Origin of the sequence: Streptomyces sp. TRM64462, from assembly GCF_013362995.1 — a bacterium.
In the GTDB taxonomy this organism is placed as follows: domain Bacteria; phylum Actinomycetota; class Actinomycetes; order Streptomycetales; family Streptomycetaceae; genus Streptomyces.
Window position 1 is genome coordinate 13,559 of sequence record NZ_JABWDV010000423.1, and the last position, 22,067, is coordinate 35,625.

Genomic DNA, 22,067 nt, shown 5'->3' on the forward strand with positions numbered 1-22,067 from the left:
GCTCTGCAAGAGCCATCCTCCTCCACGAGGACTGCCAGCCTGCTTGATCAGGGCGTCACTGGGGCGGCCGTACGAGGAAGGTTGCGCTGGGGTCAACGTCCGAGGCACAGGTGAGGACTGGCAGCTCGTGATCGGGTGATCCCATCATCTCCACGATGGCTCGCCCTGTCATGTGGGCTGCATGGATCGACTGACCGTCTGCCACGCTGGTGTAGAAGCGAGCGGCGTAGTTGATCGCGTCCGTGTCATCGACCTCGTCAGCCATACCGATCGCGAACGGAACGGTTTCGACAAGGCGCTTGCCCTGGGCCGCAGAGTGGCAAGAGTTCAGCAATACCAGCAGTGGAGGCGCGTCGACTGCCTTGATGGCGCTGGAAAAGGCACGAGCGGAGACGATGGCCCCATCGTGCGGCTCGTCGAGGTCCTGCTCGAAAACGATCAGATCCTTGTCGCTGTGACCGGAGAAGTGCACCACGTGAGGCCGGAACCTGGTGAGACCATCGAGGAGGTGCTCGACAGTCGCGGCAGGATGAACGTCCAGTTCCACAAGATCACGGTGAAGCGACCTCTCGACCGCCGAACGGATGCGTGCCTGCTCTCGATTGACACGCAGGTCGCCGCCTGAGGCGGCACCCAGCATCAGCACGCGCAACCTCTCCTTCTTAGGCTCCCGAAGCTGCCGCAGCGCGCTCTCGACGCGTCCCTCGGTCAGGGACAGGCGGTCATTGATCTTCCTTCGCTCGGCAGCGGCTTTACGCTCGGCATCCTTCCGGTCCCGGTCGCGCTCGGCTTGCTCTGCCTTGGCCAGCTTCACCTGGATGTCTGCCGCCTCCTTGCTGAACCGAGCCGCCTTCCCACTCCACGAAGCCGCCTCGCGTGCAGCGGAATTGGCTGCGTTCTCCTGGCGCTCCGCCTCCCGTACCTTGCTATTCCGGGTAGACAGGCTGGACGCCTTCGCAGCGGCAGCTTGAGCTTTCGCAGCGGCAGCGCGCTTGTCGGCCTCCTTCTTCCGGTACTCGCCGGCCTTCTTGTCCGCAGCGGCTCGCGCCTTCTGCTTCTGCTCCAGCTGGTTCCGGTAGTAGCTCGGATTCATCACGTGGCCTCTCGACTCGCTCGTGCCACCACGCTACGAGGCGCCACTGAAAGCAGGGAGCGAACCTGCGCATTAGGAGGATCGGTTGGGAGGCGGATCCGTGGGCGGATTTTTCGTGCTCATGGAGCCAGTGGTGCTGATGTAGTGAAACGAGAAGCAGGGCATCTGCTGAGTCTGGGGCAGTCGGGTGCTGATCCGGGTACTCGGACAGAGGGCACCTCGGAGGGGCGTGACCTGGACCGGTCATTGAGGAGCACCGGAGAGGAGGGAAGTGCCTCCGAGTGGTGCTCACGATGAAGGTTTACTCAGGAGGCCGGGGCAGTTCCGCGCCTGGTTCGCGGGCCAGCAGTACCAGTGCGGCCGCGCCCATGGGGATCGAGGCGCACAGCAGCAGGACCGGGCCGTAGCGGCCTGTCAGGTCGTGGCCGAGCGCGACGGCGACCGGGCCGAGGGCACCGGCACCGACGCCCACCTCGCGCTTCCCTTCTCGCTCGCGCGGGCCGCATGGTCTGCGAGAGAGAACACCTTTGCCCCGACAGCGCGGTAGCGTCCCCCGTGAGACCGATCGCGTAAGGACGGACACCGCATGTCGCACAGCACTGCCTCGCCGAACGGGCATGAGCAGCGCGGCCTGATCCTCGACTTCGCCGGGGTGCTCACCGCCAATCCCAACGCCATACACCGCGCCTGGTGTGTGTCCCAGGGGCTGGAACCGGGGGCGTGGCGCAGCACCCTCAACGACCACCCCGAAGGGCGGCGTCTGTACGCAGCGCTGGAGATCGGAGAAATTGGGCAGGCCGAGTGGAACGAGGGCACAGCCGTTCTGCTGGGTGAGCATGTGGATCCGGTGAACCTGATGGGGCGGGCATGGGCCGAGGTGCCGCCGGCCCGTCGGATGATCGCGCTCGCGCGTGCCGCCCGGGCCGCTGGTCACCGGCTTGCGCTGCTCTCGAACAGCTTTGGTCTCGACCCGTTCAACCCGTACGAGCACGTCGGCATCTGGGGCTTGTTCGACGTGCACGTCGTCTCCGAGCTGGAAGGGCTGGCGAAGCCGGATCCGGCGATCTACCGCCTGGCCCTGGAGCGGATCGGGTTGCTCGCCGAGCGGTGCGTGTTCGTAGACGACCATGAGGTTAACCTTCTGCCGGCCGCCGAGCTGGGCATCGCCACCGTTCATATGGCCGACGAGGACATGGCAGTGGCCAAGCTGGAGGCACTTCTCGGCGTCACGGCAGAGCTCACCGTTTGATCGCAACTGCCCTTTGGCCAAGGGCTGTCCACTGCCGCGTCGCTGCCAGTACGGTCCGTGTGGGGCCCATCACACGGAGGTTCTCAAGGATGCAGTGGTCGGAGTACACCACCTCTGAGCGCTTGAAGGCGTTGCGAGGTGCCATGACGCAGGAGCAGTTAGCAGAGGCCGCCGGCGTGTCCGTCGGTGTCGTTCGCAAGCTCGAACGCGGCGGGACGGCTTCTCTGCCGTCCCTGCTATCGATCGCCGATGCGCTCGGCACAGACATCGCAGTGCTCCTCGGGCAGCAGGCGCCGCGCCGGTCCATGGACCGTGACGAGCGGGCCGCTCTGCGCCTGGTGTCCGCGGCCACCCACGACGCTGCCATCGGCATCCCCGCAGACATTGAGCCGGGCAGTGTCGAGGAGCTTCGGGCAGTCGTGCGTCGCGCGGACGCCGCCTACTGGGAGGGGCGGTACACCGAGCTCGGCACCCTCCTCGGGCGGCTGCTTCCAGAAGCCCGCGCCAGGTTCGATGCCGCCGGCCTCAACGAGCGGGAAGCCGCCGCCGGCGTCCTGATTGACACCTTCCAGACCGCGGGCATGGCCGCCAATGTGCTCGGTTCGCGGGACCTGGCGTACGCGGCGCTGACGTACGGCCGACAGATCGCCGTCCAGGTCGGGGACGACCTCCGCGACGCCCATCTCGCCGCCACGACCGCGTGGGTCAATCTCCGCGATGGGCGCACCAAGCAGGGCTTCCTCCTCGCAGCCGCCCAAGCCGACCGGATCGAGCCCAAGATGAGCGAGCACGACCCGGACCGGCTCAGCGTCTACGGACAGCTCGTCACGAATGCGGCCGTCGCTGCTTCCCGGGGCGGGGCGAGCGCTGACAACGCCCGTGAGTACCTCTCCCAGGCGCACGCCGTCGCCGCCCGTATCGGGGACGAGCACGCCCGCGGTTCCCACGCCCAGCCGTACGGGCCGATGTACGCTGCCACGCAGGCGATGAGCATCGCGGTGGCGCTCGGCGACACGGGCGGAGCTCTGCGCCTCATGGATACCGTCCGCCTGGATGCCAGCGTCCCCCTGGCCACGCGCGCCCGCTACGGCCTGGACGTCGCCCTCACCCAGGTGGAATGCAGACGGTGGGAGGCCGCCGCCGACACTCTCCAAGCCGTGTGCGAGATGGCTCCCGGGTGGGTGCGCCACCAGATGCTTCCCGGGGTCATCATCAGCAGGCTTGCCGGCGTGTCCGTCAACCGGCTTCGAGGGCTGGCCAACTCCGCGGGCGTACCACTCGGAGTACGTTGACGTACGGGCCGAAGTGCCACGGCTCGTAGTAGCTACGAGGACGCCATCAACGCGGCTGCCACGGGCCGTGGCACCTCCTCGGGCGAGCCCGCCTCCGCTGCCACGGGGCGTGACAGTCGAGCCGGGTACGGAGTCGCTCCGCTGCGACGGGCCGTGCCTGGGCCCGAGCACCGCAGATCAGCAGCCTTGAGGCATGCCGAACAACCCGCCCGGCGGCCTCGGGCACGTACCCGTTGCCGTCTACTCCTGCGCCACGACCTCCACCGCCCGCAGTGAGAGCGAGGAGCGTGGCCGCTACTACGCCGACGCTCGGCACTGGCACCTCGCCGGTGTCTGGTCCGACTCCGACCCGGCGCTGCCGCTCGCTGAGCGGCCAGGCTGGCAGGCCGTCACAGCCGCCCTGTCCGCCGGGATGATCCGGGGCGTCGTCGTCAGCGGCCCGGCACATGTCGCGTCCGACGCGGCCCAGTTCGCGGCTCTCGGCGTTCTCCTCCGTGACCGGGGAAGGTTCCTCGCGGACGCGTCGGACGGCACCCCGGCCCGCCGAACCGCCGGTCAGGTCCGGCGGCGTCGTGACATTGCGGACGCGGCCTCCGGCTGGTTCATGCAGACCGAGACGCATGAGGGAGGCATCTCGTGAGCGACCAGCGTGCGTGGGTCGGCGACGTCGTCCGGGACAGCGACGGACGGCGGGCGATCGTCACCGACGTCCGCGCCGGCGGCAGCGTGTGGGTTCTGCGCCCGCTGGCCGGGGGCGGCCCTGACTGGGAGACCGACGACCCCGACAGCCTCGAAGTCCTGGCCTCGTCCGGAACCTGGAACACCTGGTGAGCTGCCGCGCTCGTCGTCTGCCTCTCCGTCCCGCCCGTGCACCACGCCCGAAAGGCGACGTCCTCGTGTACGCGTTCGGTCTCTGCATCGACCAGCAGTACCTCGTCCCCGGCCTCGCCGCGATCGCCGGCCTGGCCGACAGCCTCAAGCCGGTCAGCCGCCGCAACGCGGCGGTCCGGGTGCTCACCCTCGACCTCACCCCGACGCAGGCCCTCCTCCTCTCCGACCTCGCCAAGCGGACCGGTTTCGGCTCCTTCGACCTCCGGCGCCGCGTTCCGCTGCGCGCCTCGCGTATGGCGGACGCCTCGTACATCACTGTCACCACCTACCTGCGGTTCGAGTTCATGCCGGACTTCGTCCGCCGGCCTTATCTGATCTACGTGGACGCGGACGCGCTCGTACGGGGAGACATCACCGAGCCGCTCGGTTCCCTCGCAGAGGACGAGATCGGCGCCGTACGCGACGAGTTCAACCCGGCCGTAGGGGAGTGCCCGGCGCTGCCCGGGGCCGCAGAGCGCTGGCCTCACCTGCGTGGCCGTCCCTATTTCAACGCCGGTGTCCTCTGGACCCACACTGGCCACATGCCCGCCGTCCGCAGGGGCGTCGAGAACGCGCTCGTCCACGCCCGCCGCCACATCCTCCACAACGACCAGGACGCCCTGAACCTGTGGCTCCTGCACTCCGGCCGCGTGCGTCCGGTCGACGCCGGCTTCAACCGGTTCGAGACCGGCCGGTTCCTGGAACGGGGCAACTGGGTGCGCCGGGTCGTCACACGGCCGCTCAGGCCGGACCCGGCCGCGGCCCTCGTGCACTTCGTCGGCCCCGAGAAGCCGTGGCAGGGCGACTGCCCCGCCACCGAGGACGTGGCCGAGTACCGACGGCACTTGTCGAGCACCTTGCGGCACGTGCGTCGCCTGGGCGCCATCGGCGTGGAACCGGCGGGTGCATGGTGAACACGAACGTACCCGCGGCCGTCGCGCGGGCCGCCCTCGGCCTGGTCGGCGTCCCGGTCCGCAGCGCGCACCGCCTGTCCGCACGGTCGAGGACGGTCGTGTACCGGGCGTTCCTGACCGACGGCCGGAGCGTGGTGATCAAGCTGTACGCGGTCACCGCCCGCCGTAACGCCATCACCGAGGCTGCGGCGGTCCGGGCCGTGGCCAGACACGTCCGCGTGCCGGCTGTACTCGCGTACGGACACGTCCCCGGCCACGAGGCGACCGCCCTCATCACCGCCGACCTCGGCCCGCTCACCCTTGGCAGTGCCGTGCGCTCCGGGCGGGTGAGCGACGAGCGAGCCCTGAGAGACCTCGGCGGCCTGCTCGGCCGCCTGCACCGGGCGCCCGTCCGGCCGTGGGCCCCGCGCCGACCGCTCCACGAGCAGGTCGCCTCGCTCGGCCGTCGCTGTCCACCCAGCACCCTGGACCGCATCGCGCCCGCACTGGCCGCCATCACCGACGCCCCGGCGGCGGCTCCGGTCTGGTGCCACGGCGACCTGCACGGCGACAACGTCGTGATCGCCGGCCCCCGGGCCGTCCGCCATCTCGTCGACTTCACCGACGCCGCAGTCGGCCCGCGTGAATCCGACGTGGCCCAGACTCTGGTCATGACCGGAGCCATCGCTTCCGCCCGGGCCCGCACGGTCACCGATGCCTACCCGCTCGCCCTGGACCACCACCAGCTGGCGGCCTGGGCCGTCTTCCACACGATGCGTTGCTGGGCGCACTCGGAACCCGGGGACGACCGCGTCCGGTGGGCTGGCCGCCTGGACGAGCTGAGCCGACGGGCCCCGCACCTCTTCCGCGTATCCCGTCCGGAAAGGACGTACCGATGAGCACCCCTGCCCTGTCGGTGGTGATCCCGGCCTTCAACGAGGCCGCCTACCTGCCCCGCTACCTGCCCTCCGTCCTCGCCTCCCTCGCCCGCTGGGAGGAGACCTCCGGCCGCACCGGGGAGGTGATCGTCGTCGACAACGCCAGCACCGACGCCACCGCCGACATGGCCGCCTCCTTCGGAGTCCGCGTCGTCACCGAGGCCGTCCGCAACATCGGCCGGGTCCGCAACACCGGAGCGCACGCCGCCCGCAGCGGCCGGCTTTTCTTCACCGACGCCGACGTGGCCCTGCCCCTGGAGGCGGTCACCGCTGCTGCTGCCGCCATGGACGCCGGGGCCGTCGGCGGCGCCATCCCCCCGCTCTACACGCCCAAACGGCTCGGCGCCCGCCTGCTGTGCGCGTACTGGGACCACTACCGCACCCGGCGCGGCGGGGCTCAGGGCGTCAACCAGTTCTGCACCGCCGACGCCTTCCACCACATCGGCGGGTACAGGGACGACCTGTTCATGAGCGAGGACGTGGAGTTCTTCGCCCGCCTCACCGCCCACGGCCAGGCCACCGACCGTCCCGTGACCATCCTCGACGAGCTGCGCGTACGCCCGTCGACCCGCCGCTACGACCAGTGGTCGAGCCTGCGGATGCTCTGGTGGCAGAACCCCGTGACCGCCCGCCTGCGCCTCCGGTCGCCCCGCATGTGGCGCCACTGGTACGAGACCACCGTGCGATGACGAAGGAGACCCTTGTGCGGCCTCAGCCCAAGCCCCAGCCCGCGGCCGACCTGCCGGTTCCGGACGGCAACGGCATCTACGCCTTCCCCGACGACCTCCACCGCGCCCACCAGACGCACAGCCAGCAGCTCGCCGCCCGCCACCGGAACCACGACCACCGCGTGCTGGAGGTGACGGCACCTCACACCCGCGCCCCGTACTACATCGAGGTCCGCACCCCCACCGGCCGCCCGGTCCTCGTCATCGAGCCCCACCACGACGACTTCGCGCTCTCCGCCTCGGGCACCTTCCTCGCCTACCCCCGCCCGTTGACCGTGGCCACCGTCTTCACCCGGTCCCGAAGCGTGCACCCTGCCATGGAGGCCACGTACGCCGACGTCGACACCGTGTCCGAGCTGCGCGACCGTGAGGGCGCCGCGGCGCTCGCACCGTTCGCCGCCCGCCGGCACCTCCTCGGCCGCAAGGACGCCGAGCCCCCGTACCGGCCCTACGACCCCGAGCTGCTCGACCGGATCACCGGGGAGCTTCGCCGGATCGTCGCGGCCCACCCCGGCGCCGAACTCCTCGCGCCCGCCGCCGTCACCCGCCACCCCGACCACCTCCTCGTCCACGAGGCGGCCGTCCGCCTCGGCTGCAACTGGTTCTGGGAGGACCTCGCCTTCTGGGCGACGTACGCGCTTGCCGGCTGCGATCAGCACCTGTTCCGTACACGTACGGGGGCGACGATGCGGACTGAGCTGGTCGACATCACCGACGTCGTCCTGGACAAGGTCACCGTCCTGCGGATGCACGGCTCACAGATGCACCCGGCCCGGAAGATGTACCGGCCGATCCGGCACGCCTTCACCACGGCGGCCGACCTCGTCGACGGGCACGGCCTCTACGCCGAGCGCTTCTACCGGACGGAGTCGCCGACGTGCTGATCACCGCCCTGGAGGGGCCCTCCTACGCCGGCAAGTCCACGGCGATACGCCACCTCCGCCACACCGCCCTCGGCTCGCGGGCGTTCGTCTCGGACTGCTACGTCAAGCACATCGCCCACCGCGACGACATCCCTCCGGCCCGCACCGACTCCGCGGCCGCCCAACTCGCCGCCTTCGAGAGGTTCATGGAGATCGAGGCGACCCGAGTTGCCGAGGCCGCCGCGAGCGGCAGACAGCACGTCATCCTCGACCGCTCCGTGGACACCCTCCTCGCCCACGCGTACGCCCTGGACACCCTGTTCGGATACGGCGTCCACCACCAGCTCCGCCACCGGCTCAAGATGCTCCCGTTCCTGCGCCCCGACCACACCCTCTACCTCGACGTACCGGCCGAGACGCTGCATCTCCGCCGCAAGACCGCCGGCCACACCGCCGCCGAGTCCGAGTACTTCCTCCACGAGCCCGGCTTCCTCCATCACGCCCGCGACTACTTCGTCCACACGCCCCGTCAGCCCATGACACGAGAGGTCACGGTGCTGGCCGCCGACGCGGGACCGGACGAAGTCGCCCGGGCCGTGGAAGCCCTCATTGGCTTCTGGGCGAGGTGAGCACCGATGCCCACCGCTCTCTTCGCCTGGCGCCGCACCCCGCCTCCCTTCCTCATCGGTGGCGCCGAGGTCACCCAGCAGCTCCTCGCCGAAGAGCTCGCCGCCGCCGGCTGGCACGTCACCTACCTCGGCTCGCACGAGGCACCCTGGGACGGAGCCACCCAGCTCTCCGACATGCGCGCCCACCTCGACAGGCATCGCGTCCCGTACGACGAGGCGGACGGCACCCTGCGCTACTGGTGGAACGGGGTCGAGTGCGCCGCGTTGACGCAGAACAACGTGGAACACGCGCTCGGGAGCCTCCTGGGAGACCTCCGCCCCGATGCCGTGTTCACCGCCCAGGAAGGATCGGCGAGTCTGGCGGAACTGGCGACGCCGACCACGCTCGTCGCCGGCCTGCTGCACTCTGTCTCCGCCACCGGCCTGGGTGTGCTCGCCGGCCGCCCCCACTACGGGCTGGCCGTGTCGGAGTTCGTCCGCGGCCGAGCACCCCAAAAGCCCGGCACCCGCATCGACGTTGTGTACCCGCCGTTCACCTGCCCCAGACCGGTTACGGACACGGCGCGCACCCCGGCCGTACTCATGGTTAACCCCATCCCCGCCAAGGGCTCCGAGCTGCTGCACCAGCTCATCCGTCTCATGCCGGAGCAGCGCTTCACCCTCGTGGAAGGCTGGTGGGATACCTCAGCCGACTTCGCGGCCTATCCGAACGTCACGTATGTATCCCGCGTGTACGACATGGAGCCGCTGTACCGCAGTCATCGACTGCTGCTGGTCCCGTCCACCGTGGAAGACGCCTTCCCCCGCGTGATCGTCGAGGCCGCCCTCCATGGTGTCCCGACCATCGGAACCGACAGGGGCGGGATCCCTGAAGCCATCGGCGACGCCGGGATCGTCCTGCCCGCCACCGCCGGCCCCGAGGCGTGGGCGCGAGCGATCCGAGACGTCGACCACGAAGCGCTGGGGGAGCGGGCGCGGACCGGGGCGGCACGGTTCACCCGCCCGTGCCTGCCGGAGCTCCGGGAACTGGGGATCTAGAGAGCGCCGACGAAGGCCCGCTCCACCTCGTCGAGCCGCTCCGTCCACCAGTGAAGGAGCGCCTCGTCGGCGATGAACAGGTCGTCGCAGGAGTGGTCGCCCCGGTCGTAGTGGAATTCGAGCTGCCAGAAGTCTGTCATCCGCTTCCACCACAGGCGGCGCGCGCCGTCGAGTAGCGCGGCCGGCTCCAACGGGACCACCAACCGGTAGCCGCTCACGAAGGCCGACACCCGTTCCAGGTCGAAAACGCCTTCCACCCCGAACTGCACCTGTGCCGTACGGACGACCTCTTCGGCGTACGGGCGGACGCCCAACCGGTCCCAGTCCAGGACGGCCTTCAGCTCGCCATCGGCCCACAGGAGGTTCCGGTACTGGAAATCGCCGTGCGTCCAGCCATGCGGGCCCGCGGGGGCATCTCCCTCTGGGCGCAGGTGGACGTGTTTGTCGAGGAGGATCTTGCGCTTTTCGAGGGCAACGCCCGCAACCGCGTCGAAGCTGTCGCCCGCCCCCCTGGCCGACACCGCTGCGGCAAGCCGGTCGGCCTTCTGGACAGCACGGCTGGCCTCCGTCACCTCGGCGGTGACCGAGGCCGGCACGGCGGGCATCCCGGCCTCATCGACAGCGCGGCCCAGTGCCGTATGGAGTCCCGCGAGGTGTGTGCCGAGCCTGGATGTCTGCGCCGGCGACAGGTCGGTTCCGCGAACGTGGTTGCCAGCCGACCAGGGAAACAGGCAGTAGACGTCACCGCGGACCTCGGCGATCACATCGCCGTGCACGGTGAAGAGCGGGGTGCATGTGGGGACGCCGTGCGAAGCCAGGACGGGAAGGACCGCGAGGTTGCGACGCAGCCGATCGAGCGGTACGTCCGTGACCCGCTTGAGGGCGAACCTCCCGGCCCGGGTGTCCAGCCGCCAGTTCACGTTCATGAGGCCATCGGCCAAGTGCTGCCGATCCAGCACGCCACCGATGTCATACGCTTTCATCAGCTCGGCAAGATCATCTGCGGGGATGTGCGTCCTGTCCGCCACATTCGCGTCGGTCACCCAGGCGACGATACGGGAGCCAGCCGGTCAGACGCACAAGGATCACTGGGCTGTCTCGGTGGGACCGCGTCCCAAGAGCATCTTGTTCATTCGGTGAACGGCGGCCCCGTTCATTCTCCGAACACGATCGTCGTTCAGAGAATGAACGGGAAGCGCCCTGTTCCGTTTCGGAACAGATCGGCCGATCAACGCCGGCGGCTGTGTGGGGGCTGCTGCGCAGCGGTCGGTGTGGCTGCTGGCGGGTGGGCTGTGGTGGTGGGGCGGCGTGTGGTGCTGCGGGCCATGGCTGCCTGGGCCCGGGGGCTGGGTGTGTGGCGTTGGCCGAGGCGATGGATGCGCCAGGTCAAGGCGCGGGCGGGGTTGCGGGCGTCGTCCAGGGTGCGTTGGCCGAGGGCATGGTCGAGGAGGATGGCCGGGCTGTGGCCGGCTGTTTCGGCGTCGGCGAGGACGGTGGCCAGGGCGTCCCAGGCGGGGTCCTGGAGGATGCGGTCGGCATGCTTGGGGACGGCCTGCTGAAGGTGGTGGGCGTAGCGCTGCTTGGTCTGGATGCCCGGGGTGCGGCGGGCGAGATCGTCCAGGAACGGGACGGCGACGTGTGCGTACGCGGTCTGGAGGTGTACGAGGGCCTGCTGGGCTGCCGCCTCCTGCTGGGCGTGTCGGCGTGTGCGGTGCCAGTGCCTTGCGAAGGCCACGGCGATGAGGGCGGCATCCAGCAGCATCGCCAGCCCGGCCCCGTCGCGTGACGCGACGGGGGTGCGCAGGATCGTCTGGACGCTGCGGCGCAGGACGCGGGCGCTGTCGAGATCGGCGGTGATGCGGGAGCGGGTGGCGCGCTCGAAGGCGGCGGCGGCACGTTCGAGTTCGCTCCTCGCCGCTGCCGGTGCGGTGAGAGGCAGGAGATCCAGGGTTCCACCGAGCGCGACCAGCTGGCCTTGGGCGATGTCGTCGTCGCTTCGGGTGAGGTGGTCGGGGATGCGTTCCGTGGCGGCAGTGGCCTCGTGCCAAGGATCGGCCGGCCGGGCGGTGACCGGTTCGGGGGCGGTGACGGTGAGGCGGTGGCGGATCTTGGGCAGGGAGAGGTCGCCGGCGAGGGTGGAGCCGGAGAACCACACCGGCTCGCCGTGTTTGTTGAGGTCGCCGGGCAGGGCGACGCTGTAGCCGAGCACGTCGCCGGACGGTCCGGTCTTGGGGCGCACGTTCACGCCAGTCGCTTCCAGCAGGGCGAAGAACTCGGTCTCGCTGGAGGCGGCAGCCACGCCGCGGCGTACGCGCATGCGCAGGATCTCGCGGGTCGTGGTGTCTTGGCCCTGGCGCTTGGCCTTGAAGTGCTCCTTGCTGGTGGGGCGTTTGGCGGCGGTTCCGTCGCCGGGGTTGAGGCGGCGGAGGCCGAGGTCGGCTTCGATCTTGCGGGCTTCGCGCTGGACGGCGCGGATGTCGTGGTCGCGGCGGGGGCGGCGGCCGTCCTGCCGCACGAGGGTGGCGGCGATGTGGATGTGGTCGTCGGCGTGGCGGACCGCGACCCAGCGGCAGGCTTCTTCGTCGCCTTCGGGGGCGATGCCGACGGCGGCGACGATCCGGCGGGCGATGTCCGCCCACTGGGCGTCGGTCAGGATTGGGTCCTCGGGAGCGGCGCGGACCGGGCAGTGCCACACCGTGGTCGTCGGTGCCTTGTCGCCGAGCATCTTCACGGGCTGGTCGAGCTGCGCGGCGAGCTGGTCCTCGACCGCCTTCGGGTTGCGGTGGGGGCTGCGGCCGGGGTCGGGAGCGAATCCGTTCCAGGACGCCACCAAGTGCGGGTCGGTGTGCTCGTTGGCGCTACCCGGACCGTAGAGGTAGCCGATGAGGCGGCGTGTGGCGCGCTCGCCCTTGCCGAGGATGATCTTCGGTATCACCTGGTCACCGTCCGGAGGTCACGTGGGCGACGGCCACGTCCACGTCGTTGATCGACGTCTCGACCCGGTCCAGCAGCCGCGCCACGATGTCCGGCGCGGGCCAGGCGCCGTCCTTGTTGAGGTGCCAGGCGAGCTGGTTGAGGTTGTTGCCGATCTTGGCGAGCTGACGGTTGGCGGCCATCAGCGCCTTGACCATGGCGCGGTAGTCGGCGACCGCGGCGGTGGGGTCGTCGGAGCGGGCGGCGGCGAGCGAGGTCTCGGCGACGTAGCCGCCGACCTGCATGCGGCTGAGGTGAGCGGCTGTCACGAGGAGGGTGAACTCGTCGTCGCTGTAGCGCGGGTGGACGCGCTTCTCGCGCAGCGTGGGTTCGCGCAGACGGCGGTGCGGCGTGGGCAGTTGTGTGGCTCCTCCCCGAGTCGGCTCCCCCGGGCCGGCCGACACCGGCGCCCCCTCGGCGCCGGACGCCTCCCCCGGGGTGGAGGCTGGGTAAGGATTCCTTACCCGACAACTTGCTGCGCCTGGGGCCGGGGTGGTTGCTTCCCGCTGCGGATGCGGGACTCCATGGGACGCGTCGTGCATGTCGGGTCTCCGTGATCGTTCGTCGTTGTGCGCCGAGGGGCGTGCACCCGGTGAGGAGTGCAGACGGGCGGGGCGTCTGGTGGTGTCGGGCAGGTTGCGCCCGCCCTGGTCCCCTCCGGTCCCAGCGGGGTGGTCCCCGCCTTCGGGTCCCCCTCGGGACGGTCCCCGGATGGCCGAGCCGCCGGGTCGGCCGGTCTCCGCGGACTCTCGTCCGTCGTCGGAAACGGGCGGGGACGGTCCCGGACGCGCGCGGTCCCCGGGTCGGCATTCCTGTGTCGTCCCCTGGGGACCGACACGGGGACCGGTCCCCAGGGATCACTGCGGGGACCAGATCTGTAGCGCCCTGAGCTGCGTCTTTGCCTGTAACGGCTAACGCTCCCTCGGGTTCTTACCTCGGTCCCGGACGTCGTCCCGGCTGGCACCTGGCTCGGTCCCGAACGGCGGTTCCGCTTTGGGGACCGGTCCCCAAAGCGCGGGGACCGACGGGTCGTCAGGGGGACGGTCCCCGTGACGGTCTGTCACGGGGACCGTCCCCGAATCTGGGGACCGCGGCGAGAGCGCCGGGGCCTCGCTGACGCAGCGATGCGGGGGGCGGGAGCCCCCGCAGTCGCCGGGCGAGACGACCTTGCCGTCAGGTCCCAGGTGTGGGTGGTTGGGGCAGCTAGCCACTCGCTGGCTGAAGTGACGGCAGCACCACTACTGCTGTACCTCCGGTTCACTTAGGTTCACTACGGTTCTGGGTGCCGGTTTCCGGTACACCGGGGTGCCGAAATCCGGTACACCGGGGTGCCGGTTTTCGTCTCGGGGTACCGGACATCGGCACCTGTCGGTTTCCGGTACGTGGTGCCGGTTTCCGGTACCTCGATGTATCGGAAACCGGTACCTGCTGCGAGGCAGGAGGGGGTGGATTTCGCGTCCCTTTCCTCTCTGGTGGGTGGCCCGGTGGGGATGTCGCGTACGGCGTTGCGGGAGGGGGCTTGGGGGATGCGGGCAGGACACCGTCGGAGAGCCCTACGCGCGGGCGCGCGACAGCGGCTTCCTCAACACAGCCACAACCCTCCCGCCGAAGTCCAGCATTCTTTCGCGAAAAGAGGACAGCTCGCGGCGAACAGATTCGTGTGCGGGCGGTGTCAGAAGGATAGGCCCGAATCGTCGGTCATCCAAAAAGTCTGCGAGGCTGCCCCGGGTTCCATATCGCCGGTTGTCTGGTCGCTCGGAAGTATCCGCTCATGTCGGGTTGCACGCGCCTGACATGCAGCAGACCTGACAACAAATCGGCGAAACATAGCAGCACATCGCCGGTTCACCAAACCGGCGTTCCCGAGGTAGAAAATTGGTATGTAGAACCGCGCCACGGAAACGCGCTCAGTAGGCAGGGCACGCCGGATTCGGCGGCCCCGCCGACTCATGCCCGAAGACCGCGCGACCGAGTCGCCCAGCCCATGACGGCGGGCGTCAACACCGAGGAGGCGTGACCGATTTCTCGGGAACGCCCGTCCCCCGCTGCCTCACGGAAGGATCCTTCTTGCCCCGACCCGCAACACCCCCCGCACGACCCCTCCCCTTCGGCTCCGCCACGACGGCGGTGGGCGCGAAGTCCGACCGCCTGCTGAACGTCGCCGAGGCAGCCGACCGTCTCGGCGTCGGTGAGCGCTTCATCCGCCGCCTCGTCTCCGAACGCCGCATCCGCTACGTCAAGGTCGGCAAGCACGTCCGGATCGCCGGCAGCGTCCTGGACGCCTACGTCGAGGAGCGCACGGTCGAACCTGTCCGTGCCCGGCGCCCTCGCTACGGGCGGGCCGCCTGATGGCCCGTACCCGCAAGAAGGCCCCTCGTCGCAGCTTCGGCGCGATACGCCAGCTTCCCTCTGGGCGCTACCAGGCCCGCTACCCCGGTACCGACGGCGTGCTCCGCGCGGCCCCGGAGACGTACGAGACCAAACGCGACGCCGAGGTGTTCCTCGCGCAGATCCAGGCCGACCAGATCCGCGGAGACTGGATCGACCCATCCGCCGGCGAAGTGCTGTTCACCCAGTACGCCACGCGCTGGATCGACGAACGCGGCCTCGCCCCGACCACCGACGAGCTGTACCGCAGGCTCCTGCGGCTCCACTTGGAGCCCACCTTCGGCGAGCTGTACGTCAACCGGATCGGTCCCGCCCGGGTCCGGACCTGGAGGGCGGAGCGGCTTCAGACCACGGGCGCGACGACGGTCGCCAAGTCGTACCGGCTGCTGAAGGCCATCCTGGAGACCGCCGTCGAGGACGACCTGATCCGGAAGAACCCCTGCCGGATTCGCGGCGCCGGACGGGAGGACGCCGACGAGCGCCCCGTGGCCACCGTCGACCAGGTCTTCGCCCTCGCCGACGTCATCGGCCTGCGCTGGCGGCTGATGGTGTTGCTCGCCGCCTTCGCCTCGATGCGCCCCGAGGAGCTGGCCGAACTGCGGCGCGGGGACATCGACCTCGACGCGGGCTCCGTTCGCGTACGCCGTGCCGCACCCGAACTGAACACCGGCCGCCGCGTCATCGGCGACCCCAAGTCGCGTGCCGGCAAGCGCGAGATCGTGCTGCCCGCCTTCCTCCACGAGGACGTCCGCCGCCACCTGGAGTGGTTCGCCCAGCCGGGCCCCGACGGTCTGGTCTTCGTGGGGGAGAAGGGCGCCGCCCTGCGCGGCACCACCTTCGGCCGGAAGTGGCGCAGGGCGCGAGACAAGGTCGGCCTCCCCGAGGGCTTCCGCTTCTACGACCTGCGGCACACCGGCAACACGCTCGCCGCCGACACCGGCGCCAAGCTGAAGGACCTCATGGTCCGCGCCGGCCAGTCCTCGGAGCGGGCCCAGCTGATCTACCAGCACTCCACCCGGCAGCATCAGCGCAAGCTGGCCGCCGCCATCGACCTCGACGTACGCCGCCAGCAGGCCCGTGCGGTGAAGGGCCGGGGAGGCGGCGCGACCGTGCATCCGCTTGTCCCGCGGCCGTCCGCTCCGGCCGAGCAGCGTGCCGTCCGCGGTCGCTGAACGCCACGCCCACATCCGGGGGCTTGTTACACGGAAATGACCGACATCCCTCCAGAGGGTGGGGACGACAGCCAAACGGGTGAGGAGCCCCGCGTGCCCACGCGCGGGGCTCCCACACGGCGCCCACCATGTGGCCGTCTTGCCGATGCCCTACGAGATGGGCCACTTTCTCGAATGTCTGCTCCCTCCATCCAACGCCGCCGCGGTCGGCTGTGGACCGTCCGGATCGTTCCCCACGGCCGCCCCGCAGAGGGCGTCTCGGCCATCACCTGCTCTCTCCCCCAATGCACGACCGGTGCCAGGAAGTACCGGGTCCCGGCTGACGCCCGGTCGGCCGCGCTGGAGCACCTCGCACTCCACGTCCGCGGTGCGCACAGCGGACGGGAGAACACCTTCTGCCGATGCCGGGTCGAAGGGTGTACGTGGCATCCGGTAGGGGCTCGCTGCGGTGGCCCGATGTGCCTGGTCGTCGTGCCCGACCGTTACGACCGGGTGTGGCACCTCGCGGAGATGTGCGCCGAGTGCGCCGCCGCGACGCGTCGTTCGAAGATCGTCGCGGGAGCCAAGAAGCCCACACCTCCAGGACCGCGGCCGCCGGAGGCCGGCGGCGCGGTCGTACCCGGTCAGTCCACCTCGTTGTTTTCGAACGTCTCCAGAGCGGAGGCTCCGCCGATGGCCGCGCCGAAGCAGAGGCGGACGGCACCGGCGCGGACTGCACCGACGGCCGCCCCCGCACGGGCGTCTGCCAAGGCGCCGCACGCCTCGCAGTCGCCGGCCGAGACGGGCGGCAAGAAGAAGCTGCTCCTGACGCCCTCGGGGAAGGTCCTGCTGTCGACCACCCACGCGGACTGCCTTCGGCATGTGTGGACGTACCTCGCCTCGCACCGACCTGGATCGACTCCGGAAGCCCGGCTCCTCGCCTTCGTCTGCACGCTCCGCGCCGCCTCCTCAGGCACGGCCAGCCTCACGGCACAGGACATCTCCGGCATGAAGCTGAAGGACCCCGGGGCGGCCCTGCGCGACCTGACCGGCAGTGGATGGTTGGCGGGAACCACCCCGGACGAGGTCCTCCAGGCGGGCAGCACGCCTGTCGCCTGTGATGTGCCCAGCCTCCAGACGACGACCGCCGGCCTCGCAGGCGTGACCAAGAGCGCTCGCCCCCGGCTCTCCGGTTGGGCGCAGCGGCTCTTCAGCCACAAGCGACTGCGGAAGCACTCCCCTGAAGCGCGGCTGCTCGCCGCGTACACCAGCTCCTTCGCCACGCAGGTCGGCGAGGGACGGGTTCGTGTCGCGGAGGCGGCCGCGATCACCTGTGTCTCCCAGGGGGCGCTTACCAGCGTTGTCGATTCGCTGACACAGGCCGACTGGTACGTGGAGGCCAAGATCGAGGATGAATGGTTGGTGTGCCGGCTGGACGATGAGGTGGTCGGCTTCGCACCCGGTGGGGGACGGCCCCCGGAGCCCCCGACGAGTCGGCTCCGGGGAACGGGCGGTCGGCTCTGTTCAGTGAGCGGCCGACGGGCGACCGGCCGGGACGGAGAGGACGAACGGGTCGCAGAAGCACGAAGGATCCTCGGCCCCGCCTTCAGCCTCGATATCGAACGGGCGATGACCTGCACCGCGTGCGCCGCGGACGGCATCGCTCATGACGCGCCGCCCCCTTACGCCGCCCCGAGGGCTGTCAGCTACAACCAGCTCGGTCAGCGCGAGTCACTCACTGGCCGGCAGGCCGGAGTGGTCCAGGCACTCCTCACCCGGGTTGCAGAATCCGCCCCGCCGTCCACCGCAGACGTGCGTCTGGCTGCGATGTGGTGGGCAGCTCGGGCCATGGAGACAGGAGAGTGCGCACTGTCGGCCCCGAAGCTGGAGCGAATCCCGGTGCCCGACGCCACCTCCGCGCTGAGGGCGCTTACAGCCGCACGCTGGATCAACGTCGACGTCAGCGTTGTCCTTGCTGCCTCCGACCTGGAACCGGTGCACGCCGCCATCCCCGCCTTCGGCGGAGACGAGGGCCGCCTGCATGTGGGCAAGGACGCTGCAGGACACATCCGTGGATGGCTCTGGCGCCTACTGACCTACCGAAGGCTCGACCACAGCCCGTCCAGCGTCAAGCTCGCAGCCCTCTACGCCACGGCACACTCCCACCCGTGCGGCCTGGTCGAAGGCGAGGTGAAGGAGCTAGCCGAGATCGCGGTTCTCGACAGCGTGGATGAGGCCCATGCGATGGCCCGGCAACTCACCAGGGCTGGATGGTTGGACGATTTCCGGATCACGGACGACGGCGCGCTCACTGCACGGATGTCGGCCCATGCAGTGCGCTTCGCCGCTGCCACGCAGATCTTCCAGGGACCCCGCGACTTCGCGCCTGTGGCCTTGGAAGTGAACGACAAGGCGCTGGCACTGATCCGTGGACGTGAAAGGGACATCGCCGGGTGGGTGGCCGCGTATCGGGACGCGCACCGGCACGGCCCCAAGTGGAAGACGATCTTCAAGGGCTGCTTCGGGCTTCCCGATGACGCCTTCGACTCGGCGGTCGAGCGAGCCGTGCACTTCCTGTTCCAGGACGGCTGGCTTGCCGGCCGAGGCTTCCCTCACGGCACCCGACCGGGTCGGCGCTTCCACGAGGCCGATAGAGCCCAAGTCGAGACGGGAACCGGGATCCAGCCCGGCAAAGGGGCCTGATCGACATGCTTATCCAGGAGATCAAGACCGGCCTTTCTCAGCACGCGGCCCGCATCGAGGAAGCCAGCAGGCGCGTCCGCGAGGCAATCGATACCCCACTCGCCGGCTCCACCGTCCGCTGGGCGGCATCCATGCGCCGTGAGGCCATCAAGTACCTGGCCGCCGTCTGCGGCTCCCTCAAGGGGTGGCCCAACCAGTCACTCGTCGGTGAAGAAGCGGCCGCCTCCGCACACCGGATCCTCATGGCGGGCGACGCGTCCGAGATTCGCCGGATGCTGCCGCTCGTCATCTGTACGGAACGGCATACGTGAAGGTGGAGGGCGTTCACGTCCTCCACCGGATCAGCGATCCCCGCAGGCTCAACGCCCGCCGCGCACTCTTCGGCCTTCCTCCGCACCAGGAGTTCCTCGCCCAGCTCGAAGGCCGCGGCTCGGCCACGAAGGAGCAGAGGGAGGCGGGACCGCAGCGCGGATCGGATCCGCTTCCGGACGAGTTCGCGGTCCTGGACGGCCTGCTCGACGACATCGAACCCGTCCGGCGCTTCCCGCGCGCCACCCGCCGTACAGCGGACGCGGGTTCACCGTGGGCCTGCGCCCATTGCGGCGGCCCTGCCCCCAGGGCTCGACGGAAGTGGAGGTGCGCCGCCAGGTCTGGAGACTGTGCCTCGTGTGCTCGGACACACGCGACAACCCGGCCGCGCGGCTCGACGACGTCATGGCGTCGTGGGTCGGTAAGGAGGTCGCCAGCGCGGTCACCGAGTCCGGACTGGCTCACCTGGGCACATACCGACTGCCGCTGCGCATGGAACTCGCTGGCGCACGGCCCAACCACCGGCCTGGCGCCAGCCGCTGGGCCTTCGTACCGGTCTCCGCCATCTGCCGCCTGCTCTGCATGGTCAACGATCTCCCGCAACGCGTCTCCGCACCGCAACCCTCACCGGCAGCGCAGGAGAAGAATCCGGTGCAGCGCATCAACGAACTCGCCCAGCGGGGCGTGACCACACCCGTCCAGGACACCTACACCCGCGAAGGACCCGACCACTTTCCGTGGTTCACCTGCCGCAGCGTCACCAGCACGCGGTCCGAAACGATCACGGTAGTGGGCAAGGGCACGAGCAAGCAGAAGGCCCGCACCGAAGCCGCCCGACTTCTTCTGGAAGCGGTGACGGGCAAGCGCGGGGCCGCCCCGGTTGCCGCTGCGACAGGTACCCCCGAGCTATCCCTCATCCATCAGCGCGGCCACGGCGCCGCCCCCACGATCCCTGAACCGGAGCCGGCCGCATGAGCACGACGTTTGATGTACCCAAAGCCCTGCTACGTTCGGACGGAACGGGCTGGACGACCGTCACCGCCTCGCCGGACTGGTGGCGTTACCTTGCGGACGCCTCCAACAGCCGGAAGCTCCTGGAGGAGATCGCCGCCTACGGTGAGAGCCGCCTCAACCCGACCCTGTGCCTGGCCTTGGGCGCAAGCACCCACCGGCCGTGCCGCTACCCGAGGCATGAATGCCCCCACCATGGGCCGGACAACGAACAGAACCGATGCCAGGTGATCGGCAAGTCCGGCGAACCCTGCCGCTGGAACGTCGTCGCCAACGGGCCGTGCCCGAACCACGACCCCTCCGTCCCGCGCACCGCACCGGCTCCGCGCCGGGCCGGCGCTGGCGGCACGCCCCCACGGCAGCGCCGGTCACCAGCCCCCGCCCGGGCTGCCCGCCCGGTCGTGAAGCCGATCACGGTGCCCTGCCCGCACTGCCGCGTGGAGGCCGGGGCGAAGTGCCGGTACCCGAACGGCAGCGAGACCAGCATCCACAGGCTGAGGAAGAAGGCGGCGGCCGAGCGCGCCGCAGCGGAGAGCGGCTGAGCCACAGAGGCAGACTCCGTTCGCGCCCGCACACGAGCACGTTCTGCGGCACGAGTGGCGCAGGTCACACGAAATGCGTCTCGCTATATGAGACATCGGCGACGCCGTGGGGCCCATGCTCCCCCTGTTGCCTCGGTTTTCCCAGGTCACCGGGGTCCTTATGGCACGCGAATGGCACGCCGCCCCGCATTGGACTGGACAACAAACAAGGCCCAGGTCGCTGACCTGGGCCTTCGTCGTGGAGCGGGTGACGGGAATCGAACCCGCGCTCTGAGCTTGGGAAGCTCATGTTCTACCATTAAACTACACCCGCGTAGCGCCCGGATATCTCCGTCGCATCGTCGCTCACTGTACCCCATCGCAAGCCCCCGGTGTTATCGCGCCGTGGGGTTTTCGTGTGTGGGGGCGGGGTGATCCGGCCGTCTCGGGCGGGGAGTTGGGGCGTAGGGTGAGGGGCGGAGTGCCGCCTGGAGTGGTGTCCTGTTCATCCCCTAATGTGGCCATCTCGTCCACCGCTTGTTGGGGAAAGGGCTTGATGGACTCCATGGAGCGCACCGTCGTCCGCTGTGCCGAAGGGCATGTGTTCAGTACCGCGTCGTTCCCGATGCAGCATCTCGGTGCCGGGCGGATCGGGCCCGGGCGGCTCATCCGGTGTCCGCGGTGTGCGCGACTGCGGCATGCCGTGCCGGTGGTGCTCGAGCGGCGTTAGCGGCGTGAGCGGCGTCAGCGACGCTCGCAGGCTGTAGCCGGGCCGTAGTGGGAGGCGCGCGGTGGCCGTCCGATTGGGGCGGGGCCGCGCGCTCTGCGTATCCTCGGGGCGTGCTTCTCTCAGACAAGGACATCCGGGCCGAGATCGACGCCGGACGGGTACGTATCGACCCGTACGACGAATCCATGGTGCAGCCCTCGAGCATCGACGTGCGGCTCGACCGCTATTTCCGGGTGTTCGAGAATCACCGCTACCCGCACATCGACCCCGCCGTCGAGCAGGCCGACCTCACCCGGCTGGTCGAGCCCGACGGGGACGAGGCGTTCATTCTCCATCCCGGGGAGTTCGTACTCGCCTCGACCTATGAGGTCATTTCGCTTCCCGACGACATCGCCTCGCGGCTGGAAGGGAAGAGTTCGCTCGGGCGGCTCGGGCTTGTCACGCATTCCACCGCCGGGTTCATCGATCCTGGATTCTCCGGGCATGTGACCCTTGAGCTGTCGAATCTCGCCACGCTTCCCATCAAGCTGTGGCCGGGAATGAAGATCGGCCAGCTGTGCATGTTCCGGCTCAGCTCGCCGGCGGAGTTCCCGTACGGCAGTGAGCGGTACGGGTCCCGCTACCAGGGGCAGCGCGGGCCCACGGCCTCGCGGTCCTTCCAGAACTTCCATCGGACGCAGGTGTGAGC

General features: G+C 69.8%; 22 protein-coding genes and 1 tRNA gene. 17 read left to right on the forward strand and 6 right to left on the reverse strand.

What is annotated here, in order from left to right:
- Nucleotides 1–55 precede the first annotated feature (55 nt).
- Both HTZ82_RS26620 and HTZ82_RS26625 read right to left on the reverse strand, forming a co-directional pair.
- Nucleotides 56–1,093, reverse strand: coding sequence for a hypothetical protein (locus HTZ82_RS26620; protein WP_175411926.1), 1,038 nt, complete (start codon nt 1,091–1,093; stop codon nt 56–58).
- A gap of 301 nt (nt 1,094–1,394) precedes the next feature.
- The gene (locus tag HTZ82_RS26625) at nt 1,395–1,565 is read right to left on the reverse strand and encodes a hypothetical protein (RefSeq protein WP_175411927.1); all 171 of its coding nucleotides are present in this window, start codon (nt 1,563–1,565) and stop codon (nt 1,395–1,397) included.
- A gap of 114 nt (nt 1,566–1,679) precedes the next feature.
- Here HTZ82_RS26625 and HTZ82_RS26630 point away from each other — a divergent pair, with 114 nt between their 5' ends.
- The 10 genes from HTZ82_RS26630 (at nt 1,680) to HTZ82_RS26675 (ending at nt 9,593) form a co-directional block, all read left to right on the forward strand.
- Complete coding sequence (locus tag HTZ82_RS26630; RefSeq protein ID WP_175411928.1) at nt 1,680–2,342, forward strand: HAD-IA family hydrolase; 663 nt, start codon at nt 1,680–1,682, stop codon at nt 2,340–2,342.
- A gap of 89 nt (nt 2,343–2,431) precedes the next feature.
- A complete protein-coding gene (locus tag HTZ82_RS26635; protein WP_175411929.1) occupies nt 2,432–3,634 on the forward strand; it encodes a helix-turn-helix domain-containing protein in 1,203 nt (400 codons plus the stop codon).
- A gap of 193 nt (nt 3,635–3,827) precedes the next feature.
- Nucleotides 3,828–4,274: a hypothetical protein gene (locus HTZ82_RS26640; protein WP_175411930.1), complete on the forward strand. Its 447-nt coding sequence runs from the start codon at nt 3,828–3,830 to the stop codon at nt 4,272–4,274.
- A complete protein-coding gene (locus HTZ82_RS26645) occupies nt 4,271–4,465 on the forward strand; it encodes a hypothetical protein (RefSeq protein WP_175411931.1) in 195 nt (64 codons plus the stop codon). The genes HTZ82_RS26640 and HTZ82_RS26645 overlap by 4 nt, the downstream gene beginning before the upstream one ends.
- 65 nt (nt 4,466–4,530) lie before the next feature.
- On the forward strand, nt 4,531–5,418 hold the full coding sequence (locus HTZ82_RS26650) for a glycosyltransferase (protein WP_175411932.1): 888 nt from the start codon (nt 4,531–4,533) through the stop codon (nt 5,416–5,418).
- Nucleotides 5,412–6,296 (forward strand): aminoglycoside phosphotransferase family protein, encoded by an 885-nt coding sequence (locus HTZ82_RS26655; RefSeq protein WP_217624603.1) that lies wholly within the window; start codon nt 5,412–5,414, stop codon nt 6,294–6,296. The genes HTZ82_RS26650 and HTZ82_RS26655 overlap by 7 nt, the downstream gene beginning before the upstream one ends.
- The gene (locus HTZ82_RS26660) at nt 6,293–7,024 is read left to right on the forward strand and encodes a glycosyltransferase (RefSeq protein WP_175411933.1); all 732 of its coding nucleotides are present in this window, start codon (nt 6,293–6,295) and stop codon (nt 7,022–7,024) included. Before HTZ82_RS26655 ends, HTZ82_RS26660 begins: the two co-directional genes overlap by 4 nt.
- Nucleotides 7,021–7,947 (forward strand): PIG-L deacetylase family protein, encoded by a 927-nt coding sequence (locus tag HTZ82_RS26665; protein ID WP_175411934.1) that lies wholly within the window; start codon nt 7,021–7,023, stop codon nt 7,945–7,947. Before HTZ82_RS26660 ends, HTZ82_RS26665 begins: the two co-directional genes overlap by 4 nt.
- Entirely contained in the window at nt 7,941–8,555 is a 615-nt protein-coding gene (locus HTZ82_RS26670; RefSeq protein ID WP_175411935.1) for a hypothetical protein, read from the forward strand. The genes HTZ82_RS26665 and HTZ82_RS26670 overlap by 7 nt, the downstream gene beginning before the upstream one ends.
- A gap of 6 nt (nt 8,556–8,561) precedes the next feature.
- Nucleotides 8,562–9,593 (forward strand): glycosyltransferase, encoded by a 1,032-nt coding sequence (locus tag HTZ82_RS26675; protein ID WP_175411936.1) that lies wholly within the window; start codon nt 8,562–8,564, stop codon nt 9,591–9,593.
- On the opposite strand, the gene HTZ82_RS26680 is transcribed toward HTZ82_RS26675, so the two are convergent.
- The 3 genes from HTZ82_RS26680 to mobC all read right to left on the reverse strand — a co-directional run bounded on the left by HTZ82_RS26680 (nt 9,590) and on the right by mobC (nt 12,970).
- Entirely contained in the window at nt 9,590–10,636 is a 1,047-nt protein-coding gene (locus HTZ82_RS26680) for a phosphotransferase (RefSeq protein ID WP_175411937.1), read from the reverse strand. The genes HTZ82_RS26675 and HTZ82_RS26680 overlap by 4 nt on opposite strands.
- A 185-nt stretch (nt 10,637–10,821) precedes the next feature.
- A complete protein-coding gene (locus HTZ82_RS26685) occupies nt 10,822–12,528 on the reverse strand; it encodes a relaxase/mobilization nuclease domain-containing protein (protein WP_175411938.1) in 1,707 nt (568 codons plus the stop codon).
- A 4-nt stretch (nt 12,529–12,532) separates the two neighbouring features.
- Nucleotides 12,533–12,970: a plasmid mobilization relaxosome protein MobC gene (gene mobC, locus HTZ82_RS26690; protein ID WP_309235699.1), complete on the reverse strand. Its 438-nt coding sequence runs from the start codon at nt 12,968–12,970 to the stop codon at nt 12,533–12,535.
- 1,723 nt (nt 12,971–14,693) lie between these two features.
- Here mobC and HTZ82_RS26695 point away from each other — a divergent pair.
- The 6 genes from HTZ82_RS26695 to HTZ82_RS26720 all read left to right on the forward strand — a co-directional run bounded on the left by HTZ82_RS26695 (nt 14,694) and on the right by HTZ82_RS26720 (nt 20,670).
- Nucleotides 14,694–14,915, forward strand: coding sequence for a helix-turn-helix domain-containing protein (locus HTZ82_RS26695; RefSeq protein WP_175411952.1), 222 nt, complete (start codon nt 14,694–14,696; stop codon nt 14,913–14,915).
- Nucleotides 14,915–16,126 carry a site-specific integrase gene (locus HTZ82_RS26700; RefSeq protein ID WP_175411940.1) on the forward strand — a complete coding sequence of 404 codons (1,212 nt, stop codon included), beginning with the start codon at nt 14,915–14,917 and terminating at the stop codon, nt 16,124–16,126. Before HTZ82_RS26695 ends, HTZ82_RS26700 begins: the two co-directional genes overlap by 1 nt.
- A gap of 456 nt (nt 16,127–16,582) precedes the next feature.
- On the forward strand, nt 16,583–18,808 hold the full coding sequence (locus tag HTZ82_RS26705) for a hypothetical protein (RefSeq protein WP_175411941.1): 2,226 nt from the start codon (nt 16,583–16,585) through the stop codon (nt 18,806–18,808).
- A gap of 5 nt (nt 18,809–18,813) precedes the next feature.
- Entirely contained in the window at nt 18,814–19,119 is a 306-nt protein-coding gene (locus tag HTZ82_RS26710) for a hypothetical protein (protein ID WP_175411942.1), read from the forward strand.
- Between the two features lie 355 nt (nt 19,120–19,474).
- Entirely contained in the window at nt 19,475–20,092 is a 618-nt protein-coding gene (locus tag HTZ82_RS32955; protein WP_175411943.1) for a putative dsRNA-binding protein, read from the forward strand.
- On the forward strand, nt 20,089–20,670 hold the full coding sequence (locus HTZ82_RS26720) for a hypothetical protein (protein WP_175411944.1): 582 nt from the start codon (nt 20,089–20,091) through the stop codon (nt 20,668–20,670). Before HTZ82_RS32955 ends, HTZ82_RS26720 begins: the two co-directional genes overlap by 4 nt.
- Nucleotides 20,671–20,909: 239 nt before the next feature.
- Here HTZ82_RS26720 and HTZ82_RS26725 read toward each other — a convergent pair.
- Nucleotides 20,910–20,983, reverse strand: a tRNA-Gly gene (locus HTZ82_RS26725).
- 506 nt (nt 20,984–21,489) lie between these two features.
- Between HTZ82_RS26725 and dcd the strand changes: the two genes are divergently transcribed.
- The gene (gene dcd / locus HTZ82_RS26730; RefSeq protein WP_175411945.1) at nt 21,490–22,065 is read left to right on the forward strand and encodes a dCTP deaminase; all 576 of its coding nucleotides are present in this window, start codon (nt 21,490–21,492) and stop codon (nt 22,063–22,065) included.
- Nucleotides 22,066–22,067 lie beyond the last annotated feature (2 nt).

What these genes read in the sequence shown, in the direction of transcription:
- HTZ82_RS26620 (WP_175411926.1), bottom strand. Translation starts at nt 1,093, where the DNA reads ATGAATCCGAGCTACTACCGGAACCAGCTGGAGCAGAAGCAGAAGGCG.
- HTZ82_RS26630 (WP_175411928.1), top strand. Translation starts at nt 1,680, where the DNA reads ATGTCGCACAGCACTGCCTCGCCGAACGGGCATGAGCAGCGCGGCCTG.
- HTZ82_RS26635 (WP_175411929.1), top strand. Translation starts at nt 2,432, where the DNA reads ATGCAGTGGTCGGAGTACACCACCTCTGAGCGCTTGAAGGCGTTGCGA.
- HTZ82_RS26640 (WP_175411930.1), top strand. Translation starts at nt 3,828, where the DNA reads ATGCCGAACAACCCGCCCGGCGGCCTCGGGCACGTACCCGTTGCCGTC.
- HTZ82_RS26655 (WP_217624603.1), top strand. Translation starts at nt 5,412, where the DNA reads ATGGTGAACACGAACGTACCCGCGGCCGTCGCGCGGGCCGCCCTCGGC.
- HTZ82_RS26660 (WP_175411933.1), top strand. Translation starts at nt 6,293, where the DNA reads ATGAGCACCCCTGCCCTGTCGGTGGTGATCCCGGCCTTCAACGAGGCC.
- HTZ82_RS26665 (WP_175411934.1), top strand. Translation starts at nt 7,021, where the DNA reads ATGACGAAGGAGACCCTTGTGCGGCCTCAGCCCAAGCCCCAGCCCGCG.
- HTZ82_RS26675 (WP_175411936.1), top strand. Translation starts at nt 8,562, where the DNA reads ATGCCCACCGCTCTCTTCGCCTGGCGCCGCACCCCGCCTCCCTTCCTC.
- HTZ82_RS26700 (WP_175411940.1), top strand. Translation starts at nt 14,915, where the DNA reads ATGGCCCGTACCCGCAAGAAGGCCCCTCGTCGCAGCTTCGGCGCGATA.
- HTZ82_RS26705 (WP_175411941.1), top strand. Translation starts at nt 16,583, where the DNA reads ATGTGCCTGGTCGTCGTGCCCGACCGTTACGACCGGGTGTGGCACCTC.
- HTZ82_RS26710 (WP_175411942.1), top strand. Translation starts at nt 18,814, where the DNA reads ATGCTTATCCAGGAGATCAAGACCGGCCTTTCTCAGCACGCGGCCCGC.
- HTZ82_RS26720 (WP_175411944.1), top strand. Translation starts at nt 20,089, where the DNA reads ATGAGCACGACGTTTGATGTACCCAAAGCCCTGCTACGTTCGGACGGA.